Here is a 23,555-nt window from a genome sequence, read left to right on the forward strand (position 1 = left end):
GATGGTTGAATTCGCACTTCCGAAGAACTCCAAGATCACTGGCGGCAAGACCTGGCCGAAGCCCGCGGGCGCGACCGAGACCCGCGAGTTTCGCGTCTATCGCTGGAATCCGGACGACGGCAAGAATCCGAGCGTCGACACCTATTACGTCGACACCAATGATTGCGGTCCGATGGTGCTGGACGGCCTGATCTGGATCAAGAACCACATCGACCCGTCGCTGACCTTCCGCCGCTCCTGCCGCGAAGGCGTCTGCGGCTCCTGCGCCATGAACATCGACGGCCAGAATACGCTCGCCTGCACCCGCTCGATGCACGACGTGAAGGACGGCGCGGTGAAGATCAATCCGCTGCCGCACCAGCCGGTGGTGAAGGACCTCGTCCCCGACCTCACCAATTTCTACGCCCAGTACGCCTCGGTCGAGCCGTGGCTGAAGACCACCTCGCCGACGCCGCAGAAGGAATGGCGCCAGACCCACGAGGATCGCGAGAAGCTCGACGGCCTCTACGAGTGCATCCTGTGCGCCTGCTGCTCGACCTCGTGCCCGAGCTATTGGTGGAACAGCGAACGTTATCTCGGCCCCGCCGCGCTGCTCCAGGCCAACCGCTGGGTGTCCGATTCGCGCGACGAGGCGACCGGCGAGCGGCTCGACAATCTCGAGGATCCATTCCGCCTCTACCGCTGCCACACCATCATGAATTGTGCCAAGGCCTGCCCGAAGGGACTGAACCCGGCGGAAGCCATTGCCGAGCTCAAGCTCAAGATGGTCGAGCGCCAGATCTAAGGCGCGGTTCATGCTTCCTGTCCCGGCCAGTCCGGCCGGGACATTCCGAGATCGCAGTCAATTCGAGTAGAATTTTCTCCGACCCGCGGTGCGCGTAAGTTCCAGAGCGCACAACCAGCGGTTCCGGCACAAGTTGCTTCCTTCCCCGCGCGAGATTCAGTTAAGCTCCCGTCAGGGACGGAGCGACTGTGCAGAGGGCGCAACGCAATTCGCTGAGGCTGTTGCAGTGGATGATGGCGGCATCCCTGGCGCTGCCGGTTGCGCTGTTCATCATCACATCCGCGATCTCCTACACCTCGACCAGGGACATCGCCGACCGGGAGATCGAGCGCACGCTCGACGTCGTGCATGAGCACGCGCTCAAGGTGTTCGAGACCATCGATCGCAGCCTGGCCGAGCTCAACGAGGTCGTGCGCGGCCTTCCCGACGACGTCATCCGCGCGCGCGAGCCGGCGCTGCACCGCCGCCTGAAGCGGCTGACCGATTCGCTGCCGCAGCTCAAATCGGCCTGGATCTTCGACGCGGACGGAAGAGCGCTGGTCAACAGCCTCGCCTCGCCGCCGCCGGAGCTCCGCTTTGCAGACCGCGACTATTTCTACGCTCATGTCGACCAGACCATCGGCAGCTTCATCGGCACGGCCCTGACACCCCGTCCGCCCTATCAGGGCGCGCGCTTCTTCGGGATGAGCCGCCGCCGCGACTCCGACGACGGCAGCTTCATCGGGGTGATCCAGGCCTCCGTCCTGCCCGAATATTTCGAGAGTTTCTATGCGCGGATCGGCTCCGATGCCGGCAGCTTCTTCGCGATGGGACGCGCCGACGGCGTGCTGCTCGCGCAGTTCCCGCGGCTCGAGCGCGACCTTCGGCTCGATCCGACTGGACCGGTCGGCCGGGAAATCGCGGCGCGGCCCGCGCACGGCCTCATCACCGTCGCCTGGCCGTCGGATGGGATTGAGCGCCGCATTGGCTATCGGCGCGTCGCCGAATATCCGATCTATGTCAGCGCCGGGCTCGAGACCTCGGCGATCCGCGCGCGCTGGCTCGCCACCATGGGCCAGCATCTGGTGTTCGGCATTCCCGCCACCGCACTTCTTTTTCTGCTGTTGGCGCTGGCATTGCGGCGCACGCAGCACCTTCAGGCCGAAGCCGCCAAGCGGCGTGAGGCCGAGGAGGCACTCAAGCACAGCCAGCGCCTGGAGGCGCTCGGACAGCTCACCGGCGGCGTCGCGCATGATTTCAACAATCTGCTGACGGTGATCCGCGCCTCGGTCGACCTGTTGAACCGGCCGCAACTGACGGAGGAGCGGCGGCAGCGCTACATCACGGCCATTGCGGACGCGGTGGCCCGCGCGGCCAAGCTGACCTCGCAGCTGCTCGCTTTTGCGCGGCGTCAAACCCTGAAGCCGGAAGTGTTCGACGTCGGCGAGCGGATGCAGGCGCTGCACGACATGCTGGCGCCGCTGCTGGGGCCGGCCATCGAGATCACCATGCGCCTGCCCACCGAGCCCTGCCTCGTCCACGCCGATGCCGGCCAGTTCGAGACGGCGCTGATCAACATGGCGACCAACGCGCGCGATGCCATGCAGGGCAAGGGCAGGATCGTTTTCACGGTCGAGACCGCGACGACCGTTCCGGACACGCTGGCCCATGCCCCAGGCAGCCAGAACTTGGTAAGCCAGAATTTGGGAAGCCAGAGCTTGGCAAACCAGAACCTGGCAAACCGCGGCTTCATCAGCGTGACCGTCAGCGACACCGGCATCGGCATTCCTGCCGCACGACTGGAGCGCATCTTCGAACCGTTCTTCACCACCAAGCAGGTCGGCCATGGCACCGGCCTCGGCCTGTCCCAGGTGTTCGGCTTCGCCCGGCAATCCGGCGGCGAGGTGACGGTTGCGAGCGAGGTCGGTCGCGGCAGCACCTTCTCGCTCTACCTGCCGCGCGTGCCGCCGGATCTGCTGCCGCAGCGGCAGGCGCCCAACACGGCGCCGGCGGTGGCCGGCAGCGGCATGTCGGTGCTGCTGGTCGAGGACAATATCGAGCTGGCCAATTTTGCCGCCGACGGCCTCACCGAGCTCGGCTACAGCATCACGCTGGTCGACAACGCGACCGATGCGCTCGCCGAGCTCGTCATGGACGCGGATCGCTTCGACGTCGTGTTCACGGACGTGGTGATGCCTGGGATGACCGGGCTCGATCTGGCGCAGGCGATCCGCGACCGCGGCATCGACGTGCCGGTCGTGCTGACCACGGGCTACAGCCAGGCCCTGTCGCAAGAGGGCGTGACCGGTTTCGAGCTCGTGCAGAAGCCTTATTCGATCGAGGAATTGTCGCGCGTTCTCCACCGGGCGGCCCGCATCCGGCGCGTCCGGGACGGCGCGGCCGAGTGAGGCGCCATCCGGAACCTGAGGGAACCGGTTGATTTCCTTCGCGTTGTCCGCTCATGCAAAAGCCGGCCGCGAAGCGCGAACAGGGCCCCAAACCGCCCATCGTCGGGATCAAGGGGGAGAATGGCGACGAGGTCGCCGCGCCACCGCCGGAATTGCTCGAGCCTGACCCGGAGCTAACGCCCGAGGAAGCCGAGCAGGCCCGCAAGGATTATCTGCTGACGCGGTTCTGGATCAGCGCGCGCGGCTTCTGGGGCCGCAACGGCGATCGCCTCGCCTGGCCGTTCTCGCTCGGCCTCGGCGCGCTGATCGTCCTGACCGTCGGCTTCCAGTACGGCATCAATGTCTGGAACCGGGCGATCTTCGACGCGATCGAGAAACGCGATGCGACCGCCGTCTTCCATCTCACCGCTTTGTTCTTCCCGCTTGCGATCGGCAGCATCGTGCTCGGCGTCATCCAGGTGTTCGCGCGCATGGGCATCCAGCGGCGCTGGCGGGCCTGGTTGACTGCGAGCGTGCTGACGCGGTGGCTCAAGAACGGGCGCTATTACCAGCTCAACCTCGTCCGCGGCGACCACGAAAATCCGGAATATCGGATTGCGGAGGATCTGCGCATCGCGACCGATTCGCCGGTCGATTTCCTCGCGGGCGTCACCTCGGCGCTGCTGTCGGCCGCGACCTTCATCGTCGTGCTCTGGACCATCGGCGGCGCGCTCACCGTCACGTTCGGCGGGTCGAGCATCACCATTCCCGGCTTCCTCGTGATCGCCGCGATGCTCTATGCCGCGATCGCGTCCGGCTCGATCCTGGTGATCGGCCGTCAGTTCGTCCAGGTCTCCGAGAACAAGAACCAGGCCGAGGCCGATTTCCGCTATACGCTGACGCGCGTGCGCGAGCACGGCGAGAGCATCGCGCTGCTCGGCGGCGAGGAGGAAGAGCGCGACGGCATCGACCGCAATTTCACGAGCGTGCTCAGGCAATGGGCGCGGCTCGCCGGCCAACACATGCGCACCACGCTGGTGTCGCAGGGATCGAGCCTGGTTGCGCCGGTCGTGCCGCTTTTGCTTTGCGCGCCAAAATTTCTCGACGGCAGCATGACGCTGGGACAAGTGATGCAGGCGGCCTCCGCCTTCACCATCGTGCAGAGCGCGTTCGGCTGGCTGGTCGACAATTATCCGCGGCTCGCCGACTGGAATGCCTGCGCGCGCCGCATCGCCTCGTTGATGATGTCGCTCGACGGCCTCGAACGCGCCGAGCAAGGCGATGGCCTCGGCCGCATCAAGCGCGGCGAGACCCGCAACGACGCCATGCTGGAGCTGAACGACCTCTCGGTCACGCTCGACGACGGCACGGCCGTGGTCGGCGAGACCGAGGTGGTGATCGAGCCCGGCGAACGGCTGCTGGTCGCCGGCGAATCCGGCACCGGCAAGAGCACGCTGGTGCGCGCCATCGCGGGCCTGTGGCCCTGGGGCGGCGGCAGCGTGAATTTCCATCCCGACCGGCGCCTGTTCATGCTGCCGCAGCGGCCCTACGTGCCTTCCGGATCCTTGCGCCGCGCGGTCGCCTATCCGGGCGCCGCCGACCACTGGACCGTGGAGGAGATCGGCGAAGCCTTGCACAAGGTCGGGCTCGATCATCTCAAGGAGAAGATCGAGGAAGAGGCCCCCTGGGACCAGACGCTGTCAGGCGGCGAGAAGCAGCGCCTCGCCTTCGCGCGGCTGCTGCTGCACAACCCCGATATCGTCGTGCTGGATGAGGCGACCTCGGCGCTCGACGAGAAGAGCCAGGACAAGATGATGAAGACGGTCACCGACGCGCTACCGAAGGCGACCATCGTCAGCGTCGCACATCGCGCCGAACTGGAAGCCTTCCACAGCCGCAAGATCGTGCTGGAGCGCCGCAAGGGCGGCGCCAAGCTCGTCAGCGACATCGAGCTGATCCCGCGCAAGGGCAAGCGCAGGCTGCTCGGCCGCTTCCTGCGGCAGCGCAAGGCACCGAAGAAGGCGGCGTGAGGAAAGCGGTGTAACGCACTCTCTCCGTCGTCCCGGACGAGCGCAGCTCTAGGTAACGCGAAGCGTTGCCTAGAGCCGCGTGCAGATCCGGGACCCATACCCACAGGGAGGAGTTTGGCGACGACTCGGAGTGGGCATCTCGCATTAGACTCCTCCCTGGGGTTATGGGTCCCCGCGTTCGCGGGGACGACCCCGAGATTGTGGCTCGCATCGAGCGTTGGAGTCCCGCGCAAAACCGGCTATGCATGCGCCGCTTGCAACGAGGATCGCCTGCTTGACGACCGACAACGCCCCTTCGTCCGCGCCGTTCGGCGCGTTTGCGCCCAATGCGGCGCAAGCTGCGATCATTCGCCTCGCACAGCAGTCGGGGCTGAAGCGCGGCGCATTCCGACCCTGGATGTCGCGGCTGGTCAACCTGCTGCGCGGCGGCCCGGTCGACGTGCAATATCAGGGCGCATCGTTCCGCTTCTATCACCAGGGCAGCGCGACCGAGCGCGGCGCGCTGTTCAATCCCGATTACAATCTCGACGAGCTCGACTTCCTGCGCCAGCACACCCCGGCGGGCGGCACCTTCGTCGACGTCGGCGCCAATGTCGGCACGTTTGCGCTGGTGATGGCGCAGCAGGTCGGCAGCTCAGGCAAGGTGGTCGCGATCGAGCCACATCCGCTGACGTTTGGACGGCTTTCCTTCAACCACGCCGCGTCGAAGACGGCGCAAGTGCGCCTGGTGCAGGCTGCGGCCGGCGACAGCGACGGCGAGCTGATGATCGAGAGCGGCGGCGGCAATCTTGGCGCCACGCACGTCGTCACCGGCACGGCGACCGCCGAGGCCATCAAGGTGCCGTCACTGCGGCTGACACGCATTCTCGACGAGGCCGGCGTCCGCCAAGTTGATTCGCTGAAGATCGACGTCGAGGGTTTTGAGGACCGCGTGCTGATCGGCTTCTTCCGCGATGCACCGCCCTCGCTATGGCCGCGCGCGGTCGTCATCGAGCATCTGTCACAAAACGAATGGCAGCAGGATTGTATTGCCGACATGGTCACGCGTGGATTCGCGATCATGCGCAAGACGCGAAGCAATACGTTCCTCTCACGCTGACAAGGACGAAGGAGGTTACGATGATCGACCATCTGGGTTTCTCCGTCTCCGACTATGAGCGCGCCAAGGCGTTCTACGCCAAGGCGCTGGCTCCGCTCGGCTACGGCCTGATCATGGAGGTCACGGCGGAGCAGACCGGCCACGCTGCCGCCGCAGGCTTCGGTGCCAACGGCAAGCCGGATTTCTGGATCGGCGGCGAAGGCGCCATGAACAAGCCGGTGCATGTCGCGATCGCGGCCAGGGACCGCGCGACCGTCGACGCGTTCTACACGGCGGCCATCGCGGCCGGCGGCCGCGACAACGGCCCGCCCGGCATCCGCCCGCATTACCATGCGAACTACTACGGCGCCTTCGTGCTCGACCCTGACGGCCACAACATCGAGGCCGTCTGCCACGCGCCGGAATAAGGCAGATCCAGCGCGACGCGATCTGGGAACATCGGCGCGGCACCATCGTTGTCCTTCTCCGGACAACTGATCCCGATGATGCCGATGCCGATCGAACCGCCCGAGATTCCACCGGCAACTCCGGGGACTCCAGCCGAACCGCCGCCCGGCATTCCGCCGGGCAATCCGCAGCCTGAAATCACGCCGCCGGTGCGCGAACCCGGCTCGCCACCGCGGCCCGACGAATTGCCGGGCCGCATGCCTGAAGAGATTCCATCGCGCGGGCCGAACGGGCCGCTGACGCCGAATCCTGCGACGGATGCAATTCCGCCGCGGGATCGCGCATGAAGCAGCCGATCACATGTGGGGCAATTGCAACCAGCGTCTGAATGCGCAATGAACGTTGCCGGAGTGATGTGATTTCCGTGCAGAAATAAATCGGGCCGCGACCGCATTGCCCGCCACAATCCGGCCTAACGCGTAGCTGTTCATCCCAACACTTCGTCAAAGAACCTTCCGGGGAAGTTCACCACCATGACCAATCTTCGTTTCGTGCTGCTCGCGACGACGGCTCTGACCGCGATGCAATTCGCAAGCTCCGCATCGCAAGCGCAAAGTGCGCCGCCGCTCGTGGTCGCACAGGCGCAGCCTCAAGATGCAGGCCCTGACGGAAAACCGAAGCAGCCGCCGAAGGGACCCGCGGCTGCGCCGCCTGCTGGGCCCGCGCGCCCGGCCGCTCCGCCGCCCGCCGCTGCACCGCCCCACCCGCCGGCTGCGCCGCCGCCGGCCGCCGCACCGCCGCGTCCCGCCGCGCCGCCACCGCCTCCGCCGCCACCTGCGGCCCGTCCGGCTCCCCCGCCGCCACCACCGCCGCCTGCCGCACCGAAGCAGCCCTCGCCGCCCCCGGCCGCGGCGCCGCAGCAGCACGCCCCGACACCTCCACCTCCGCCGCCTGCGGCACGCCCGGCTCCCACGCCGCCGGCACCGCCGCCTGCTGCAGGTCCGCAGCACGCACCCACGCCGCCGCCTCCCGCAGCACGTCCGGCCCCGACGCCACCAGCGCCGCCGCCGGCTGCAACGCCTCCGGGCCGCCCCGCTCCGGGCCCCGCGGCGACGCCTTCTCCCGCACCCGCAGCGCCGACGGCGCGACCGGGAGCGCCTGCTCCGACCGCCACACCTGCCCCGACTGCGACACCCGCGCCGACTGCAACGCCGGCTCCGGGCAGTACGCCTGGCGCACCGCCGGCGGGCCGCCCCGGCGCACCGCCGCCCGGCGCACGTCCCGGCACGCCTCCAGCTGCAGGATCGCCGGTTCCCGGTGCCGCACCCGCTCCGACGGCCACGCCGGCTCCCGGCAGCACGCCGACGCCACCGCCCGGACGTCCGGGTGCGGCAACGCCGGGCCCCGGCGCGGCTCCGGCCCCGACTGCGACGCCAACCCCCGGTCAGCAGGGTGCAACGCCGCCCGCGGCCGGAACCCCGCCTGCCGGCCCGCAGGCTGGTGCCCCGCCCCGGCCGCCGGCGCCTCCCGCCGGCGCTGCCGCGCCGACCGTCGTCCCTGGCACACCGGCCGCCGCGCCGCCGCCCGACAGGGCACAATACAGGCCGCCGACGGTCGCGCCCGCCTTCCGGGCCGCGCCGACGGTCGCCGCACCCTTGCCGCCTCCGCCGCGCCCGCAGCAGCGCGACCTGACCCCGCTCGCGATCGGTGCAGGCGTGGTGGCCGGCGCCGTGATCGGCGCCACCATTGCCGACATGCACAGCCAGCGACGCGAGGTCGTCGAAGGCGGCCGCACCGTCTACACCGAGCCGGACCGCATCATCATCCGCGATCCGGGCGGGCAGGCTTACGTCCGCGGCAACGATCTCTATCGCTTCCGCTATGGCGCCCGTGACATCCGCACCGACACCGTCGGCGGTGAAACCCGCACCGTCGTGGTCCGTCCCGACGGCAGCGAGATCATCACCGTGGTCGGTGCGGACGGTTCGCTGCGGCGGCGAATCCGCAGGGACCCCCGCGGGGGCGAGCTCGTCATCATCGACAACACCTACCGCGATCCGCGGGCAGTCGGCGGCTTCTATGTCGACGTGCCGCCGCCGGTCGTGAACATTCCCTACGACCGCTACATCGTCGACGCCCAGGAGGCATCGCCGGACGTGATCTACCAGACCATGGTGGCACCGCCGGTACAGCGGATCGATCGGCGCTACTCGCTCGACGAGATCCGCTACAGCCCCAATGTTCGCATGCAGATGCCGAGCATCGACGTCAACACGATCAACTTCGAGACGGGATCGTGGACCATCCCGCCGGACCAGGCGGCCCGGCTGCAGGTGATCGCCGACGGCCTCAACCAGGCGATTCAGCAGAACCCGCGCGCGGTGTTCCTGATCGAGGGACACACCGACGCGGTCGGCAACGAGGTCGACAATCTGTCATTGTCGGACCGTCGTGCGCAGTCCGCGGCCGAATTGCTAACGCAGCAGTTCAACGTGCCCGCGGAGAACCTGACGTCGCAGGGCTATGGCGAGCAGTATCTGAAGGAGCAGTCGCAAGGGCCGAGCCTGATCAACCGGCGCGTGACCATCCGCAACATCACGCCGCTGCTCAATGGCGGCCAGGCCAACGCGGCGCCTCCGCCGCGGCAGTAAGTCCCTCGCAACGAGAAAATGGCCGGGAGCAATCCCGGCCATTTTTGTTTGGCGCGCGTCTCGCCCTTAATGCGCGGCGGCAAGCCCAAGCGCATCCGCGATGACGCGAAACACTTCCGTATTGTCCATCGAGCCGCGCACATGATCGCTGCCCGGACCCGTCGCCGTGAGGATGACGTCCTCGCCGGAATGCACGCTGGCGCCGATCATCGCCGACAGATTGCCCGGCCGCAGCACCGCGCCTGGAACATCCTTGTATTTGTCGTTTGCCTTGAAGGTCCCGTCCTCCGCACCCTTCACGGTCGGCTCGTTGGGATTGTCGAGCTTCGGGCGGAACGTCTCGTAATGGTCCGGCAGGCTGGCCGAGAAGATGGCAAGCCGCCGGCTCACATCGATGCGGGCCGGATAACCCTCCGCATCCGGCGCCGGATAATTCGGAAACCCGGCCTGATCGTAGACGCCGACGCGCTCGCGCAGCGGCACGTTGGGCGCGGTGCCCATGTCGTCATTCACCGTGCCGACGAGGCTGTTGGGATGATTGTGGTCCGCCAACACCAGGATGAGGGTGTCCTCGCCGCGCGCACGCGCCCATTCACGGGTCTGGCGCACCGCGTTGTCGAGCATGATCGTGTCGAAGACGGCACGCTCCATGTCGAGCAAATGCGCGTATTTGTCGATCATTCCGGACTCGACCATCAGGAAGAAGCCAGCCTCGTTCTTCGCCAGGATGTTCAGCGCTGCCTGCACCTGCTCGGTCAAGTCAGGTTGCTCGGGAAATTTCTTCACGCCGCCGCCTCTGAGGAATTTGCGATCCAGCGCGCCGTCCATGTTGCCGGCGGCGAACAGGCCGAGCAGCTTGCTGGTCTCCGGCTTTGCGGCAGAAGCGCCGAGCTCGCCCGCGGTGGTCGCCACCTGGTAGCCTGCGTCACGAAACTTCGCGATGTAGTCGGTCTCGTCCTTGCGCTTGGAGCCGGCGGCGGATTTCGGCAGGAAATTCGCGCTACCGCCGCCCATCAGCACATCCGGCTTGGCCGCGAACAACTGCTCGACGATCTCGTCATAGGCCGCGCGCCGGCGCGTGTGCGCGACCATCGCCGCCGGCGTTGCGTCCTCGATCTCGGTGTTGGTGACGACGCCGATCGCCATGCCGAGCCGCCTCCGGGCAAGGCTCGTGATGGTTTCGACCCGGGGATCGTCGAACGGGCTTGCGGTGCGGTCCGCGTAGACGCCGAGGGCGTTGACGGCAGCCTTGTGCCCGGTCGCATAGGCGCTGGCCGAGTTCGCGGAGTCCGTGATGATCGAGTCCGAGCCCGCGGTCGCCACCAGTGCCATGTGAGGCATGTCGTCGATAGCGAGCTTGCCGCGGCTCTTGCCCTCCGAGATGCCCTTGGACAGGATTCGGGCCGCGACCCGATGCGCCGGCGACATGCCGTCACCGATGAACAGGATGACGTTCTTCGCCTTGCGCGGACCCGTGTCGTAGACCGTCCACGTGATGCTGCGCTGGCGCGTGCCGTCACTCACATCCATGGCAATGCTGCCCGGCGTGGTCAGCGTGACGTCGCGCAGGATCAGCGCCGACTGCTCCTTGCCGTCCTCGCGGTCGATGAAGGTCCCTGAACGGCCGAACATGGTCGCATAATCCGCGCCGTTCACCGTCACCTTCAGCTTGGCGGGATCGACCGGCCCGGGGAATTCGACCTTGAAGTCGAATTGGGCCCCGGCCAGGATCTCGGCACGATCGATCGGATAGATCGTCTGTGCCGACAGTGACGTTGTCCAAAGCAAGACGATGAGAGAGGGCGAGTGCCGATCCCTTGACCATGTTCGATGCTCCGCGATGCCCATTCCGGGGAAAGCGGGGAGCCTAACGGCCGAGGATGACACCGTCATTATGTCGCGCATCGCCCGATCGGGCGGCAAAAGGCCTCAACCCTTGTCGCTCTCGAGCCGGAAGATCTGCGAGCCTTCGCTGCCCGACAAAAGGCCGGTGTCGCTGTAGAGCTTCAGCTTGGTCCGGGTGTCGGCGATGTCGAGGTTGCGCATGGTCAGCTGGCCGATGCGGTCGGCCGGCGAAAACGCGGCATCCTCGACCTTCTCCATGCTGAGCCTTTCCGGCGCATAGGTGAGGTTCGGGCTCTCGGTGTTGAGGATCGAATAATCGTTGCCGCGGCGCAGCTCCAGCGTCACCTCGCCGGTGACGGCGCGCGCGACCCAGCGCTGCGCGGTCTCGCGCAGCATCAGGGCCTGCGAGTCGAACCAGCGGCCCTGATAGAGCAGGCGGCCGAGGCGCATGCCGCTGATGCGGTACTGCTCGATGGTGTCCTCGTTGTGGATGCCGGTGACGAGGCGCTCATAGGCGATGTGCAAGAGCGCCATGCCCGGCGCTTCATAGATGCCGCGGCTCTTGGCCTCGATGATGCGGTTCTCGATCTGGTCGCTCATACCGAGGCCGTGACGGCCACCGATGACGTTGGCCTCCAGGAACAGCGCGACGGGATCGGCGAAGGTCTGGCCGTTCAGCGCTGTGGGCTGACCTTCTTCAAAGCGCACGACGACCTTCTCGGCCTTGACGGCACAATCGTCGCGCCAGAATGGCACGCCCATGATCGGGTTGACGATCTTGATGCCGCTGTCGAGACTCTCGAGATCCTTGGCCTCGTGCGTGGCGCCGAGCAGATTGCTGTCGGTCGAATACGCCTTCTCGGCGCTCATCTTGTAGGCAAAGCCCTGCGCGGTCATGAACGCCGACATCTCGGCGCGGCCGCCAAGCTCGTCGATGAACTGCTGGTCGAGCCAGGGCTTGTAGATCTTCAGGCCGGGATTGGTGAGCAGGCCGTAGCGGTAGAAGCGCTCGATGTCGTTGCCCTTGAAGGTCGAGCCGTCGCCCCAGATATTGACGCCGTCTTCCTTCATCGCCGCGACCAGCATCGTGCCGGTGACGGCGCGGCCGAGCGGGGTGGTATTGAAATAGGTGATGCCGCCGGTCGAGATATGGAAGGCGCCCGACTGGATCGCGGCGATGCCCTCATGGACCAGCTGCGTGCGGCAATCGACGAGCCGGGCCTTCTCGGCACCGAACTCCATCGCCTTGCGCGGGATCTCGTTGTAGTCGGCCTCGTCGGGCTGGCCGAGATTGGCGGTGTAGGCGTAGCAGCGCGCGCCCTTCTGCTTCATCCAGAGCAGCGCCGCCGAGGTGTCGAGGCCGCCCGAAAAAGCGATGCCGACTTTCTCACCCTTGGGCAGGCTTTTCAGGATCGTGGTCATGGCGCTTCCAATCGGGTCTCAAAGGGCTGATGTCATGGACGGGTTGACCGCGCGAATATCAAATTTCGCGGGGCTCGGCACCCATTTAATGGCTTAAACCGAGGGTTCGGGACCGGTCTTGCCGCCGAACAGGCGCCGGCGGAGCCGGTAGGCGGGCATGTTCAGCCGGGTCAGGGCGGCATCGACCGCCTCGTCCGAGAACCGGGTCCGTGGCCAGCGGTAAATCAGCGCGTAGGCAAACCAGATCACGACGAAACTGACGAGACCGGCGATCGCCACATCGGTGAAGAAATGACCGCCAAAGGCCATGCGCAGCCCGCTGGTGACGGCGCCGAACACCACCGCGCCGGCATAGGCGAGCGGGCGCCATGCCGGCGGCGCCAGCGCGGCCGGCGCCAGCGTCCAGAACGCGGTCGCGCCCTCGCCCGAGAAGAACGAGCAGTTGCGCGCGCAGCCGCCGCGCGGATCCCACCACGCCACGAACTGCTGGTCGCCGGCAAACTGCGTCACCACCACCGGGCGCGGGCGGCCCCAATAGGTCTTGAAGGTGAGGTTGGTGAGGATGCCGGCCGACATGATGATCGTGACCAGCAGAAACACGATCGCGCGCCCCGACACCATCAAGGGACGGTCGGGCCGGATCATCTTGACCACGAGCGCCACAAGCGAGGGCAGCACGAAGGCCCAGGCGACCCACATCGCGGCGTCACGCGCAAAGCCCGCCCAGTCGTTCAGCTTGAGCGGAAAGGTTTTGGTTTGGGGGTCGAAGAACAGCGAGGCCAGCTTGAGATCGAGCTCGGGATAGAGGCCGAAAACAACGCCGATCACGAGCCACAGCGCCAGGGCGATGAAGAGTCCAGTCCGGTTCATGGCGGGCGGTTTAGCGGAGAGACGGCGACATGAAAACCCCGGTGAAGGTGCCCATCCTCCCCTGGAGGGGGAGGATCGATCGCGCGAAGCGCGAGCGAGGTGGGGTGAGGCCACACAAATGGTCTCTCGTCCGTCCGCAAACACCAGTCCTCGACACCGCCGATGCGGATAGACTGTCACCCCACCCCGGATCGCATCTGCGATGCGAGCCGACCCTCCCCCTCCAGGGGAGGGTGTCAGAGAGCATCATCTTGCATCCGGCCTTGAATTCGACGGCAGCGGCGGAGGCGGTCGGCGCGGGGGCGGCGGGATGCGCCAGGCGCCGGCATTGCGGCCGGCGATCAGCCAGTACACCACGCCGGCGACGATGCCCGCGCCGGTCATGATCTCCAGATGGCGCCGCACGATGCCTTCGAACTGAAACGTGTCGGAGTGAAAGGGAACGAGGCCGAGATAGCAGGCAAGTCCGACGAGGCCGCCGCCGACGGCATAAGCGAGCGCGCTGCGGATGTAGAGGGCTTCGGTGATCGCAACGATCACTGCCGCCGGCACCAGCGCAAAGCCGGAGACGAAGATGAAGCCGAAGCCGAGCAAAATGTCGATCGCGCCCTGATCGACGGGGCCGGCGCCGAGATCGGCGAACTCCGGAAACAGCAGCGCGACGACCACGATCATGCCGCCGACGAAACAGGCGGCGAGGAAGCCGATGAAGATGACGATGAGGCGGCCGATCAGGGACATGCGGAGGAAGTCACCGTAGTCGTCATTGCGAGCGCAGCGACTTGTCCGCCGAAGCCTTGGCGAAGGCGGAAGCAATCCAGAGATACGTCTGCAGACACAGTCTGGAATGCTTCGTCGCTACGCTCCTCGCAATGACGAGGATGCGAGAGCGCGGTCATGACAACCTAATCCGTCATTGCCATGGCGCGCAGTGCCTGCCGTTCGCGTGCGCTAAGCTTCTCGGTCTCCGACTTGAGCTGGCCGCAGGCGGCGAGGATGTCGCGGCCGCGCGGCGTGCGCACCGGCGAGGAATAGCCGGCATTAAAAATGTATTCGGAGAATTTCTCGATCTGGTCCCAGTCCGAACATTCATAGGCGGTTCCGGGCCAGGGATTGAACGGGATCAGGTTGATCTTGGCGTGAATGCCCTTGAGCATCTTCACCAGCAGTTTTGCATCGTCGAGCGAATCGTTGACGCCCTTGAGCATCACATATTCGAAGGTGATGCGGCGCGCGTTGGAGGCGCCGGGATAATCGCGGCAGGCCTGCAGCAGCTCCTTGATCGGATATTTGCGGTTGAGCGGCACCAGCTCGTCGCGCAGCTCGTCGCGCACCGCATGCAGCGAGATCGCGAGCATGACGCCGATCTCCTCGCCGGCGCGCACGATGTTCGGCACCACGCCCGAGGTCGACAGCGTGATGCGTCGGCGGGAGATGCCGATGCCTTCATTGTCGCCGACGATCAGCAGCGCATCGCGCACCGCGTCGAAATTATAGAGCGGCTCGCCCATTCCCATCATCACGATATTGGTGACGCGGCGTGTGCCGTCCTCGCGATCGGCCCAATCGTTCAGGCGATCCCGCGCCACCATGATCTGTCCGACGATCTCGCCGGCGGTGAGATTGCGCACCAGGCGCTGCGTGCCGGTGTGGCAGAAAGAACAGTTCAGCGTGCAGCCAACCTGCGAGGAGACGCACAGCGTGCCGCGATCGGTCTCGGGAATGTAGACGCATTCGACTTCATGAGCGCGCTCGACATTGTCGCCGCTCGGCAGACGCAGCAGCCATTTGCGGGTGCCGTCGTTGGAGATCTGCTCGGCCACGACTTCGGGCCGGTCGACCGTAAAATGCTGCGCGAGCTCGGCGCGAATGCCCTTCGAGATCGAGGTCATGTCGTCGAAGCTTTGAGCGCCGCGAAAATAGAGCCAGTGCCAGAGCTGCTGCACGCGCATCCTGCGCTGCGCCGGCGCGACGCCGATCTCGCCGAGGCGATCGGCAAGCTCCGTGCGCGACAGACCGATCAGCGAAGGCCTCGCCGGCGGCACATAGGTCTCGAGTGGCGTCTTCTCCACCAGGATTGCGTTATGCGGCTCGGTCGTCGGTTGCATTGAATAGACCTAAAGGTTTTGCGGCGTTTCGGAATGGTCCGAAGGGATCGCAAAGCGACCCTGAGGACCAGACCTCAGGTGCGCAACTGCGCACCGGGGAAGCTCGAGATTCCGGGTTCGATGCTGCGCATCGCCCCGGAATGACGGAAGAAATCTGGAACCGGCCTTATATAGCAACCGGAACAGCCGATTGCGACCGTGGCTGTCGCTTAGCCTTAAAGGACTAAGCCTTACCGCCGGCAGTCCTGCGCGATCTTGTCGAGCGCCTGGGCGAGGCCCTTCAGCGAGAACGTGTCGGTCGTCTCGGTGCCCTTGGCCGAGACCCCCTTGACGACCAGCTCGGCGGATTTGCGCATGGCTTCGACCATCCGCTCCTCCTCGGCCGCGTTCTTGATCCAGAGGCCGTCGCCCTGCGTGTACATGGCGAAGGCGGCGCCGCCGACCTCGACCGACGATTCCGAGCCCGGCTTCAGGGCGTAACCGATCATGACCGAAACTTCGTTGTTCACCTTCTCGGCCGGACGGGTCGAGACGAAGGCATAAGCGGGATCGCGCGGCCGATTCGGCGGATTGGTCTTCGACGACGAGGGTTTTGCCAGCGCGAAGCAGACCTTCTTGCCGTTGGGCGTCGCCGAATAAGCGCCCCAGGTGCCGAACTGGCCGATCAGCGTCGGCTCCGCGCCTCCCGCAACCGCCGCGGGCGGGGCCGCAGGCTTGCTCTCGGGCTTTGCCGCGCTCTTTGCAGCCGTATTGGCCGCCGGAGCCGCCGACTTCGGTGCGGCCTTCGGCGCCGGTTGCGTCGTCTGCGCCCGCGCAAGATCGGCGATCCCGCACGTCATCATGCCGATCATCAAAGCTAAAGATAGCACCCGCCACATGCTGGAGTGGTTCCCTCAATATTGTGACTGGAAGATGGCCCGGCCGCGCTTTGTCCCCTGGCAGGGATAACCGGGAAAGTCCAATTTGGGAAGGCAGTTAGCGGTATCAGCGGCGCCTTACGCTTTGGACCGCGCGGCGCGCTGGTCGGCCCATTGCGTCTCGGTCCAACGTAACAAATCCTCGGCGCCGGAACTGCGCAAATGCGCGCCACCGTCGATGACGACCATCTCGCCATTGATGTAGGCGGCGCGGTCCGAGACCAGGAAGCTGGCGAGATCGGCAAGCTCGCCGTGCTCTCCGGTCCGGCCAAGCGGGTTGCGCGCGGTCCAGCCTTCGTCACGGCCTTCGGGGCGGAGCTGCCCCGACGCGCCCGCGGTCGGGAACGGACCAGGGGCGATGGCGACGGTGCGGATGCCTTTCGGGCCCCATTCCACGGCGAGACTTCTGGTCATCGCCAGCAGCGCCGATTTCGCCATCGCCGAGGGCACGGTGAAGGCGCGGCCGGTGATGGTCGAGGTCGAGAGGATCGAGAGCACGACGCCGCCATGCTGGTCCTCGATCCAGCGCCTGCCTGCGGCCAGCGTGCAGTACATCGCGCCATGCAACGTCGGCGCCAGGATCGCATCGGCGGCGCGGAACGACAGATGCTCGCTCTGTGCGATGAACGTCGCAGCGGCGTTGTTGACGAGGATGTCGAGCGGCGCCTCGCGCCAGATCTGCTCCATCATGCTGTCGACGGCCGCGCCGTCGCGGATGTCGCAGGCGATCGTCGTGACCTTGCCACCTGTCTCCTCGCGCATCTCGCTCGCGGTTGCTTCCAGCCGGTCGAGCTTGCGGCCGCAGATCACGAGCTCGGCGCCGAGTGCAAGGAAACGGCGCCCCATCGCGGCGCCGAGGCCCGAGCCGCCGCCGGTGACGAGGATGCGCTTGTCCCTCAGCAGGCCTGTTTCAAACATCGTTTGAATCCTCCCTTTTCTTCTTGCTCCGTCATTGCGAGCGCAGCGAAGCAATCCAGAATCCGTCCGGCGGAAATAGTCTGGATTGCTTGCTGCGCTCGGATGACGAGGATAGGCCCTCGCGCCGCCCGAGACAAAGAATCCGGATTGTCCGGCCGCAGTAAATCCGGCAGAAACGGCCAAACTATAATTCCACCCAAAACGCCCAAGGTGCCGCCATGAAAGCCATCCTCTGCTCGCAATATTGCCAGCCTGACGATCTCGTACTGGCTGAGGTGCCGGATCCGGTGGCAGGTCCCGGTGAAGCGGTGATCGCGATCAAGGCGGCGGCGCTGAACTTCTTCGACATCCTGATGATTCAGGGCAAGTATCAGATCAAGCCGCCGTTCCCGTTCTCGCCAGCCGCGGAAGTCGCGGGCGTGATCGAAAGCATCGGCTCCGGCGTGACCGATCTGAAAGTCGGCGATCGCGTCGTCGCTTCCTGCGGCCACAACGGCGCGCGCGAGAAGATCGCGCTGCCGGCGGCGTCGATCGTGAAGATCCCCGACAATCTCGACTACGACCGTGCGGCCGGCATCATCATCATCTACGGCACGGCGCTTCATGCGTTGGAAGATCGCGCCAGCCCGAAGCCGGGCGAGACGCTCGCGGTGTTAGGTGCGGCCGGCGGCACCGGCCTTGCCGCCTGCGAGCTCGGCAAGCTGATGGGATTGAAGGTGATCGCCTGCGCTTCGTCGGACGAGAAGCTCGAATTCGCGAAAGCGCATGGCGCCGAGCTGACGCTGAACTACGCCAAGGAAGACCTCAAGGAAGGCTTGCGAAAACTCACGGGCGGCAAGGGCGTTGATATCATCTTCGATCCGGTTGGCGGTGCCTATGCCGAGCAGGCGCTGCGCTCGATCGCCTGGGAAGGCCGCTTCCTCGTGATCGGTTTCGCCGCGGGCGACATTCCGAAGATGCCGCTGAACCTCGCGCTGCTGAAAGGCTGCGACATCCGCGGCGTGTTCTGGGGCGCTTGGACGCGGCAGAATCCAGAGAAGAACCGCGCCAATCTCGAGAAGCTCGTGAAGTGGACGGCGGAAGGAAAGATCTCGTCGCATGTCGACCGCACCTTCCCGCTGGCGCAGACAGCAGATGCACTGAAGGTGCTCGCGGGACGTCAGGCCATGGGCAAGGTGATTTTGCATCCGTGAGGATGTAGGCGTCGCCATCGCCACACACAAAACTGTCACCGCTCGAATCGCTGGCGTCGCTGAAGCTGCGCCAGCTTTTTCGTGCGCCGTCGCTTGGTAATGAGCCCTCAACCATTCCCGCCAAAATTGCGGTGCATTCCCCTGCTTTGCCGCAATCAAACCCAAATCTCTCCCGATTCGCGCAAATCGTCGTCGTTTTTTGGGCTGATTCAGACGGCGATTTACCGGTTCCAGTTTGCGGGGTACCTCTGGACAACAATAAAAAGACTGAAGCCGGGAATGCCCCTGCGTTGCGTTAGTAATGGGGAGCATCACCATGGAGACGACGGCGTTCCGCCCGTCCAAGGAGTCGAGTGCGCTCGACTTCAATCGAGCCGCATCACATCCGCCGACCGCGTCCTTTGTCCGTGCGCGCGCCGCGCGGGCCGATCTTTCGCAGGACGATCCGATTCCGCTGTTCCTGTCCGATCCGCTCGGCGCGCCGGACCCAAGCGAATATACGCCGGTGGAGTTGCGTTCCAGAATTGTGCCGCGTGTTCTCGCGGCTGTTCTGGCAGCGTCCACCCTGGCAGTTCTGGCCGTACTGTATCAATCCGACTTTCGCGGCTTCTTCACCGCCAACGCCGGTAGCTGGGTGGGGCTCGCGCCGGACATGGCCATGGCGTCGGCCAACGCGCCGGCCATACCACAGACCCCGCTCAAGGATCCGGCCCGCGTGTCCAACACGACGCTGGCGAGCGCCGACGCACGGGACCTCCCTGCACCGACGGTGCCAAGCCGCGAAGCGATAGCGACCGCCTATCAGGTTGCGCTGCAAGCGCAAGGACCGGTGCAAGGACCGGTGCAAGCACCGGAGCCCGTCGCCGCACAGCCTGCACCGCCTGAGCCGGTCAGGACGCTCGACGCCGACACGCTGGCAGCGTTGATGACGCGCGCGAAGAGCCTGTTGAGGATCGGTGACATCGCCGCAGCGCGGCTGCTGCTCGAACGCGCGGCCAATGCGCAAGATGCAACGGCCGCGCTTCTGCTGGCGCAGACCTATGATCCCACGGTGCTCGGCACCAGCGATGCGCGAAGTGTCATTGCCGACGCATCCGCCGCACGTGACTGGTACCAGCGGGCTGCATCACTCGGATCGGCGGAGGCGCGCCAGCGTCTCGTCCGGATTCAGAACTAGAACTCTTCAGGGGACATCATGCGTAACGCTTTTGGAATGGCACTTGCCGCCATCATGACGATCTATGCCTCCACCGCCGGCGCCGAGCAGACCGAATACGATCCGGCCAAGGTCTCGGACGGCCTGAAGGCCATCTTCCAGTTCGGCTCGACCTCGACCAAGCAGGCGCTGAACGCCAACACCGTCACGCTGATCACCGGCACGATCGGCGGCACCTATGTGCAGTTCGGCGCCGACCTCGCCTCGGTGCTCGACGACGGCAACAAGATCCGCGTGCTGCCGATCGTCGGCCGTGGCTCGGTGCAGAGCGTCGCCGACATCCTATTCCTGCAAGGGGTCGATCTCGGCATCGTGCGGGCCGACACGCTCGACTATCTCGAGCGCAAGGGTTTTGCCAAGGACATCAAGAAGCAATTCACCTATGTGACGAAGCTCTACAACGAAGAGATGCAGGTGATCGCGCCGAAATCTGTTGCGACGCTGAAGGATCTCGAAGGCAAGACGGTCAGCGTCGACCTGCCCAATGGCGGCACCTTCGTCACCGCGCTCACCGTATTCGAGCGGCTCGGCATCAAGGCGAAATTCGTCTATGTCGAGCAGCGCATCGCAATGGAAAAGCTGAAGGCCGGTGAGATCGACGCCGTCATCGTGGTCGGCGGCAAGCCGTACAAATCAGTCTCGACCTTCGGCAATGACGGCCGCTTCCATCTTGCCAAGGTCGACTATGCAAAGCCGCTCCAGAGCGACTATCTGCCGGCGACGCTGACGACCAAGGACTATCCGAATCTGATCAAGGAGGGCGAGAGCGTGGACACCATCGCGGTGCCAGCGGTGCTCGCGGCCTATAGTTGGGCGCCAAACACCGAACGCTATCGCAAGCTCGCGCTGTTCGTGGACGCGTTCTTCACGAAATTCCCGGCGCTCCAGAACCCGCCCTTCCATCCCAAGTGGAAGGAGGTCTCGCTCGCGGCGCCCCTGTCGGGTTGGAACAGATTGCCGGTGGCGCAGCAATGGCTCGACAAGCACGGCGTCGAGCCGGTGACACGGCAACGATTCGAGGCGTTCCTGAAGCAGAGCCCCACGGCCGCAAAGGTCTCCGATGCGGACAGGGAAACGCTGTTCAAGCAATTCCAGGCATGGGACGCGGAGAAGGCGCGGGTGGAGGCGGGCAAGAAATAGCGAGCGCGTTTCGTCGCCACACACTCCGTGTCATCGCCCGGCTTGACCAATGGCCAACCTGTCAGTGATGTGTCCGAACAGGTGTCAGCCATGTCCCCGGACTACACATCAAGCCGGGGCATGACAGCGGAATGTGTGGTTGAATCCGCGTTGACTACGCCGCTTCCACGTCCGCATCGCCCTCCTCACCCACCCCCCGCTTCAGCACAGCACGGGCGGCTTCGCGGTGCTCATTGGTGATGTGGCCGGAAACCATGCGGATGGCGGTGGCGAGCACGGCGGCATCGTCGGCGAAGCCGAGGACCGGCATCACGTCGGCGACGAAATCGAACGGCAGGATGAAATAGGCGATCGCACCTAACAGCGCGGCCTGGACGTGGCGCGGGGTCTGCCGGTCGAACGCGCAGTAATAAGCAGCAAGCAGGTCTTCCGCGAACGGCAGCTGCGCGGCAACACGCTTCAGCTTGCGCCAGAAGCGGCGGCGCACGCTCTCACGATCTTCCGCGAGCCGATCGGCCGGCTCGAAACCGACGCTGTGTTCGGCAGCCATGTTCGACAAACTCCCCGTTCAACCCCGGGCGGCGGATCGCCGATCCCGGCTGATCACAAGATGGGGATGTGGCCGATCCCTGCAAGACGTCGGCCGGTCTCAGCCTGCGATCGCGTTCATCGTCTTGGCCAGCGCGACGTCGAGCGCCGTGACGCCGCCGGCGTCGTGGGTCGACAGCACCACCTCCACCGTCTTGTAGACGTTCCGCCATTCGGGGTGGTGATCCATCTTCTCGGCGGCCAGCGCAGCGCGGGTCATGAAGCCGAACGCCTCGTTGAAATCCTTGAAGATAAAGGTTTTGCCGATGGCATCCCGGCCCTGAACCTCGCTCCAACCGGGTAGTCCACCCAGCGCCTGCTTGCGCGCCTCCGCCGAAAGCCGATCTGCCATGGTCATGTCTCCGTCCTTCAGGGGAACTTTACCCTAACACCCCGCTGACGCCCGGGTTCATACGGGGATTTCCGCCATCCGCTAACCATGACGGAGATGTAACCCCGCCGGACAAGAAATTTGCTACAATTACGGGCGTAAATCGCCGGCCAAGATGAAACTGAGCCTGAAGCGCCTGTTTGGGAGATCGATGACCGGGGGATTGGACCTGGCCGAAACGCCCTCTCCGCCTTCGCCGCGATCCGCGGCGCGGAAGACCGCGCTCGTGTCTCTTGCGCTCGTGCTTGCGATCATCGGCGCGCTCGTCGGCGGCTACTACTTCGCCATGCGGCCGGTGACGTTGAAGATCGCGGTCGGTCCCGCCAACAGCGACGACGTCAAGGTCGTGCAGGCGCTGACGCAGGCCTTCACGCAGAGCAAGGGCCAGGTGCGGCTGCGGCCGATCCAGACCGACGGCGCCACCGCCAGTGCCAATGCGCTTGCGGAAGGCAAGGTCGATCTCGCCATCGTGCGCGGCGACCTCGACGTCCCCAAGAACGCGCAAGCGGTCGCGACCCTGCGCAAGAACGTCGTGGTGCTGTGGTCCGTGCCTAGCAAAGGCAAGAAGCGGGGCGCGAAGATCACCAAGATCTCGCAACTCACCGGCCATCGCGTCGGCGTCGTCGGCCGCACCCAGGCCAACGTCAATCTGCTCAAGGTGATCCTCCAGCAATACAACGTCGATCCCGCCAAGGTCGAGATCGTGCAATTCCCGGCCAACGAGGTCGCCGAAGCGATCAAGGCCCAGAAGGCCGACGTCTATCTCGCGGCCGGCCCGGTCAACAGCAAGATCACGGCGGATGCGATCGCCGCCTCCACCAAGGATTTCGGCGCGCCCAGCTTCCTCGCGATCGAGTCCGCGGATGCGATCGCGCAGAACCACCCGGTCTACGAAGCGTCCGAGATTCCCGCCGGCACCTATGGCGGCTCGCCCGCCCGCCCGGACGACGAGGTCAAGACCATCAGCTTCTCGCACCACGTCGTGGCGCGCAAAGGCGTGTCCGAAACCACCATCGCGGCGTTCACGCGCCAGCTCTTCGCCGTGCGCCAGCAGCTGGTGACGGAATTCCCGCTGGCGGCGAAGATCGAAACGCCCGACACCGACAAGGATGCGGTGATCCCGGTGCATCCGGGCGCTGCCGCCTTCGTCGACGGCGAGGAAAAGACCTTCCTCGACAAATACAGCGATTACATCTGGTGGAGCCTGATGGCGTTGTCCGCCATGGGCTCGATCGGCGCCTGGTTCGCCGGCTATCTGAAGAAGGACGAGCGCGACAACAACAACCATCAGCGCGAACGGCTGCTCGACATGATCGCCGCCGCACGCAGATGCGAGACGACCGAAGAGCTCGACCAGATGCAGACCGAGGCCGACGAGATCCTGCGCGACACGCTGCGCTGCTTCGATCACGGCGCGATCGAGGAAGCCGCGCTCACCGCCTTCAACATCGCACTCGACCAGTTCCACGCCGCCGTCGCCGACCGCAAGGCGGTGCTATTCAGCCTGCCGCAGAACCTGCAGCGGGCCGGCGCCCAGTTCAGGGCCGCCGGCAACGCGTGAGCGCTTGCGCGCGTTATCGCTGCGTCACATTGTCTCAATATAGGTTCACCGTCATTCCGGGGCGCGCAA

The 23,555-nt window shown here is 65.6% G+C and carries 20 protein-coding genes; 11 read left to right on the plus strand and 9 right to left on the minus strand.

What is annotated here, in order from left to right; translation table 11 throughout:
* The first annotated feature begins 1 nt into the window (after window position 1).
* The 7 genes from GGD65_RS20845 to GGD65_RS20875 all read left to right on the plus strand — a co-directional run bounded on the left by GGD65_RS20845 (window position 2) and on the right by GGD65_RS20875 (window position 9,317).
* The gene (locus tag GGD65_RS20845) at window positions 2-784 is read left to right on the plus strand and encodes a succinate dehydrogenase iron-sulfur subunit (protein ID WP_038972643.1); all 783 of its coding nucleotides are present in this window, start codon (window positions 2-4) and stop codon (window positions 782-784) included.
* Between the two features lie 188 nt (window positions 785-972).
* Complete coding sequence (locus GGD65_RS20850) at window positions 973-3,171, plus strand: hybrid sensor histidine kinase/response regulator (RefSeq protein WP_183236473.1); 2,199 nt, start codon at window positions 973-975, stop codon at window positions 3,169-3,171.
* A 53-nt stretch (window positions 3,172-3,224) separates the two neighbouring features.
* Window positions 3,225-5,180 (plus strand): ABC transporter ATP-binding protein/permease, encoded by a 1,956-nt coding sequence (locus GGD65_RS20855; protein WP_183236474.1) that lies wholly within the window; start codon window positions 3,225-3,227, stop codon window positions 5,178-5,180.
* Between the two features lie 274 nt (window positions 5,181-5,454).
* Window positions 5,455-6,279, plus strand: coding sequence for an FkbM family methyltransferase (locus tag GGD65_RS20860; RefSeq protein WP_183236475.1), 825 nt, complete (start codon window positions 5,455-5,457; stop codon window positions 6,277-6,279).
* A 20-nt stretch (window positions 6,280-6,299) separates the two neighbouring features.
* Window positions 6,300-6,686 (plus strand): VOC family protein, encoded by a 387-nt coding sequence (locus tag GGD65_RS20865; protein ID WP_092261470.1) that lies wholly within the window; start codon window positions 6,300-6,302, stop codon window positions 6,684-6,686.
* An 84-nt stretch (window positions 6,687-6,770) separates the two neighbouring features.
* Window positions 6,771-7,013 carry a hypothetical protein gene (locus tag GGD65_RS20870; protein WP_026202099.1) on the plus strand — a complete coding sequence of 81 codons (243 nt, stop codon included), beginning with the start codon at window positions 6,771-6,773 and terminating at the stop codon, window positions 7,011-7,013.
* 186 nt (window positions 7,014-7,199) lie between these two features.
* Window positions 7,200-9,317 (plus strand): OmpA family protein, encoded by a 2,118-nt coding sequence (locus tag GGD65_RS20875; protein ID WP_183236476.1) that lies wholly within the window; start codon window positions 7,200-7,202, stop codon window positions 9,315-9,317.
* Window positions 9,318-9,383: 66 nt separating this feature from the next.
* Here the strand turns inward: GGD65_RS20875 and GGD65_RS20880 are convergent, their stop codons facing one another.
* The 7 genes from GGD65_RS20880 to GGD65_RS20910 all read right to left on the minus strand — a co-directional run bounded on the left by GGD65_RS20880 (window position 9,384) and on the right by GGD65_RS20910 (window position 17,397).
* A complete protein-coding gene (locus GGD65_RS20880) occupies window positions 9,384-11,105 on the minus strand; it encodes an alkaline phosphatase (protein WP_409362754.1) in 1,722 nt (573 codons plus the stop codon).
* A gap of 141 nt (window positions 11,106-11,246) precedes the next feature.
* Window positions 11,247-12,584, minus strand: a complete 1,338-nt coding sequence (gene argG, locus GGD65_RS20885) for an argininosuccinate synthase (RefSeq protein WP_018318939.1) — start codon at window positions 12,582-12,584, stop codon at window positions 11,247-11,249.
* Window positions 12,585-12,677: 93 nt separating this feature from the next.
* The gene (locus GGD65_RS20890) at window positions 12,678-13,454 is read right to left on the minus strand and encodes a phosphatase PAP2 family protein (RefSeq protein ID WP_018318940.1); all 777 of its coding nucleotides are present in this window, start codon (window positions 13,452-13,454) and stop codon (window positions 12,678-12,680) included.
* A gap of 246 nt (window positions 13,455-13,700) precedes the next feature.
* Window positions 13,701-14,195, minus strand: a complete 495-nt coding sequence (locus GGD65_RS20895) for a hypothetical protein (RefSeq protein WP_018318941.1) — start codon at window positions 14,193-14,195, stop codon at window positions 13,701-13,703.
* A 164-nt stretch (window positions 14,196-14,359) separates the two neighbouring features.
* Window positions 14,360-15,562 carry a 23S rRNA (adenine(2503)-C(2))-methyltransferase RlmN gene (gene rlmN / locus GGD65_RS20900; protein WP_183236477.1) on the minus strand — a complete coding sequence of 401 codons (1,203 nt, stop codon included), beginning with the start codon at window positions 15,560-15,562 and terminating at the stop codon, window positions 14,360-14,362.
* A 230-nt stretch (window positions 15,563-15,792) separates the two neighbouring features.
* Window positions 15,793-16,440 carry an invasion associated locus B family protein gene (locus GGD65_RS20905; RefSeq protein WP_018318943.1) on the minus strand — a complete coding sequence of 216 codons (648 nt, stop codon included), beginning with the start codon at window positions 16,438-16,440 and terminating at the stop codon, window positions 15,793-15,795.
* 117 nt (window positions 16,441-16,557) lie between these two features.
* On the minus strand, window positions 16,558-17,397 hold the full coding sequence (locus GGD65_RS20910; protein ID WP_183236478.1) for an SDR family oxidoreductase: 840 nt from the start codon (window positions 17,395-17,397) through the stop codon (window positions 16,558-16,560).
* A gap of 218 nt (window positions 17,398-17,615) precedes the next feature.
* Between GGD65_RS20910 and GGD65_RS20915 the strand changes: the two genes are divergently transcribed.
* The 3 genes from GGD65_RS20915 (at window position 17,616) to GGD65_RS20925 (ending at window position 20,946) form a co-directional block, all read left to right on the plus strand.
* Window positions 17,616-18,590 (plus strand): NADPH:quinone oxidoreductase family protein, encoded by a 975-nt coding sequence (locus GGD65_RS20915; protein ID WP_018318945.1) that lies wholly within the window; start codon window positions 17,616-17,618, stop codon window positions 18,588-18,590.
* Between the two features lie 316 nt (window positions 18,591-18,906).
* Window positions 18,907-19,767, plus strand: coding sequence for a hypothetical protein (locus tag GGD65_RS20920; protein WP_183236479.1), 861 nt, complete (start codon window positions 18,907-18,909; stop codon window positions 19,765-19,767).
* An 18-nt stretch (window positions 19,768-19,785) separates the two neighbouring features.
* Window positions 19,786-20,946, plus strand: a complete 1,161-nt coding sequence (locus tag GGD65_RS20925) for a TAXI family TRAP transporter solute-binding subunit (RefSeq protein WP_018318946.1) — start codon at window positions 19,786-19,788, stop codon at window positions 20,944-20,946.
* A gap of 154 nt (window positions 20,947-21,100) precedes the next feature.
* Here GGD65_RS20925 and GGD65_RS20930 read toward each other — a convergent pair whose 3' ends face one another.
* Window positions 21,101-21,496, minus strand: a complete 396-nt coding sequence (locus tag GGD65_RS20930) for a YkvA family protein (RefSeq protein ID WP_092261474.1) — start codon at window positions 21,494-21,496, stop codon at window positions 21,101-21,103.
* A gap of 99 nt (window positions 21,497-21,595) precedes the next feature.
* Window positions 21,596-21,892, minus strand: a complete 297-nt coding sequence (locus GGD65_RS20935; RefSeq protein ID WP_283813690.1) for a 4a-hydroxytetrahydrobiopterin dehydratase — start codon at window positions 21,890-21,892, stop codon at window positions 21,596-21,598.
* 148 nt (window positions 21,893-22,040) lie between these two features.
* Between GGD65_RS20935 and GGD65_RS20940 the strand changes: the two genes are divergently transcribed.
* The gene (locus tag GGD65_RS20940; RefSeq protein WP_183236480.1) at window positions 22,041-23,486 is read left to right on the plus strand and encodes a TAXI family TRAP transporter solute-binding subunit; all 1,446 of its coding nucleotides are present in this window, start codon (window positions 22,041-22,043) and stop codon (window positions 23,484-23,486) included.
* Window positions 23,487-23,555 lie beyond the last annotated feature (69 nt).

The organism is Bradyrhizobium sp. CIR18 (genome assembly GCF_014198295.1).
In the GTDB taxonomy this organism is placed as follows: Bacteria; Pseudomonadota; Alphaproteobacteria; order Rhizobiales; family Xanthobacteraceae; genus Bradyrhizobium.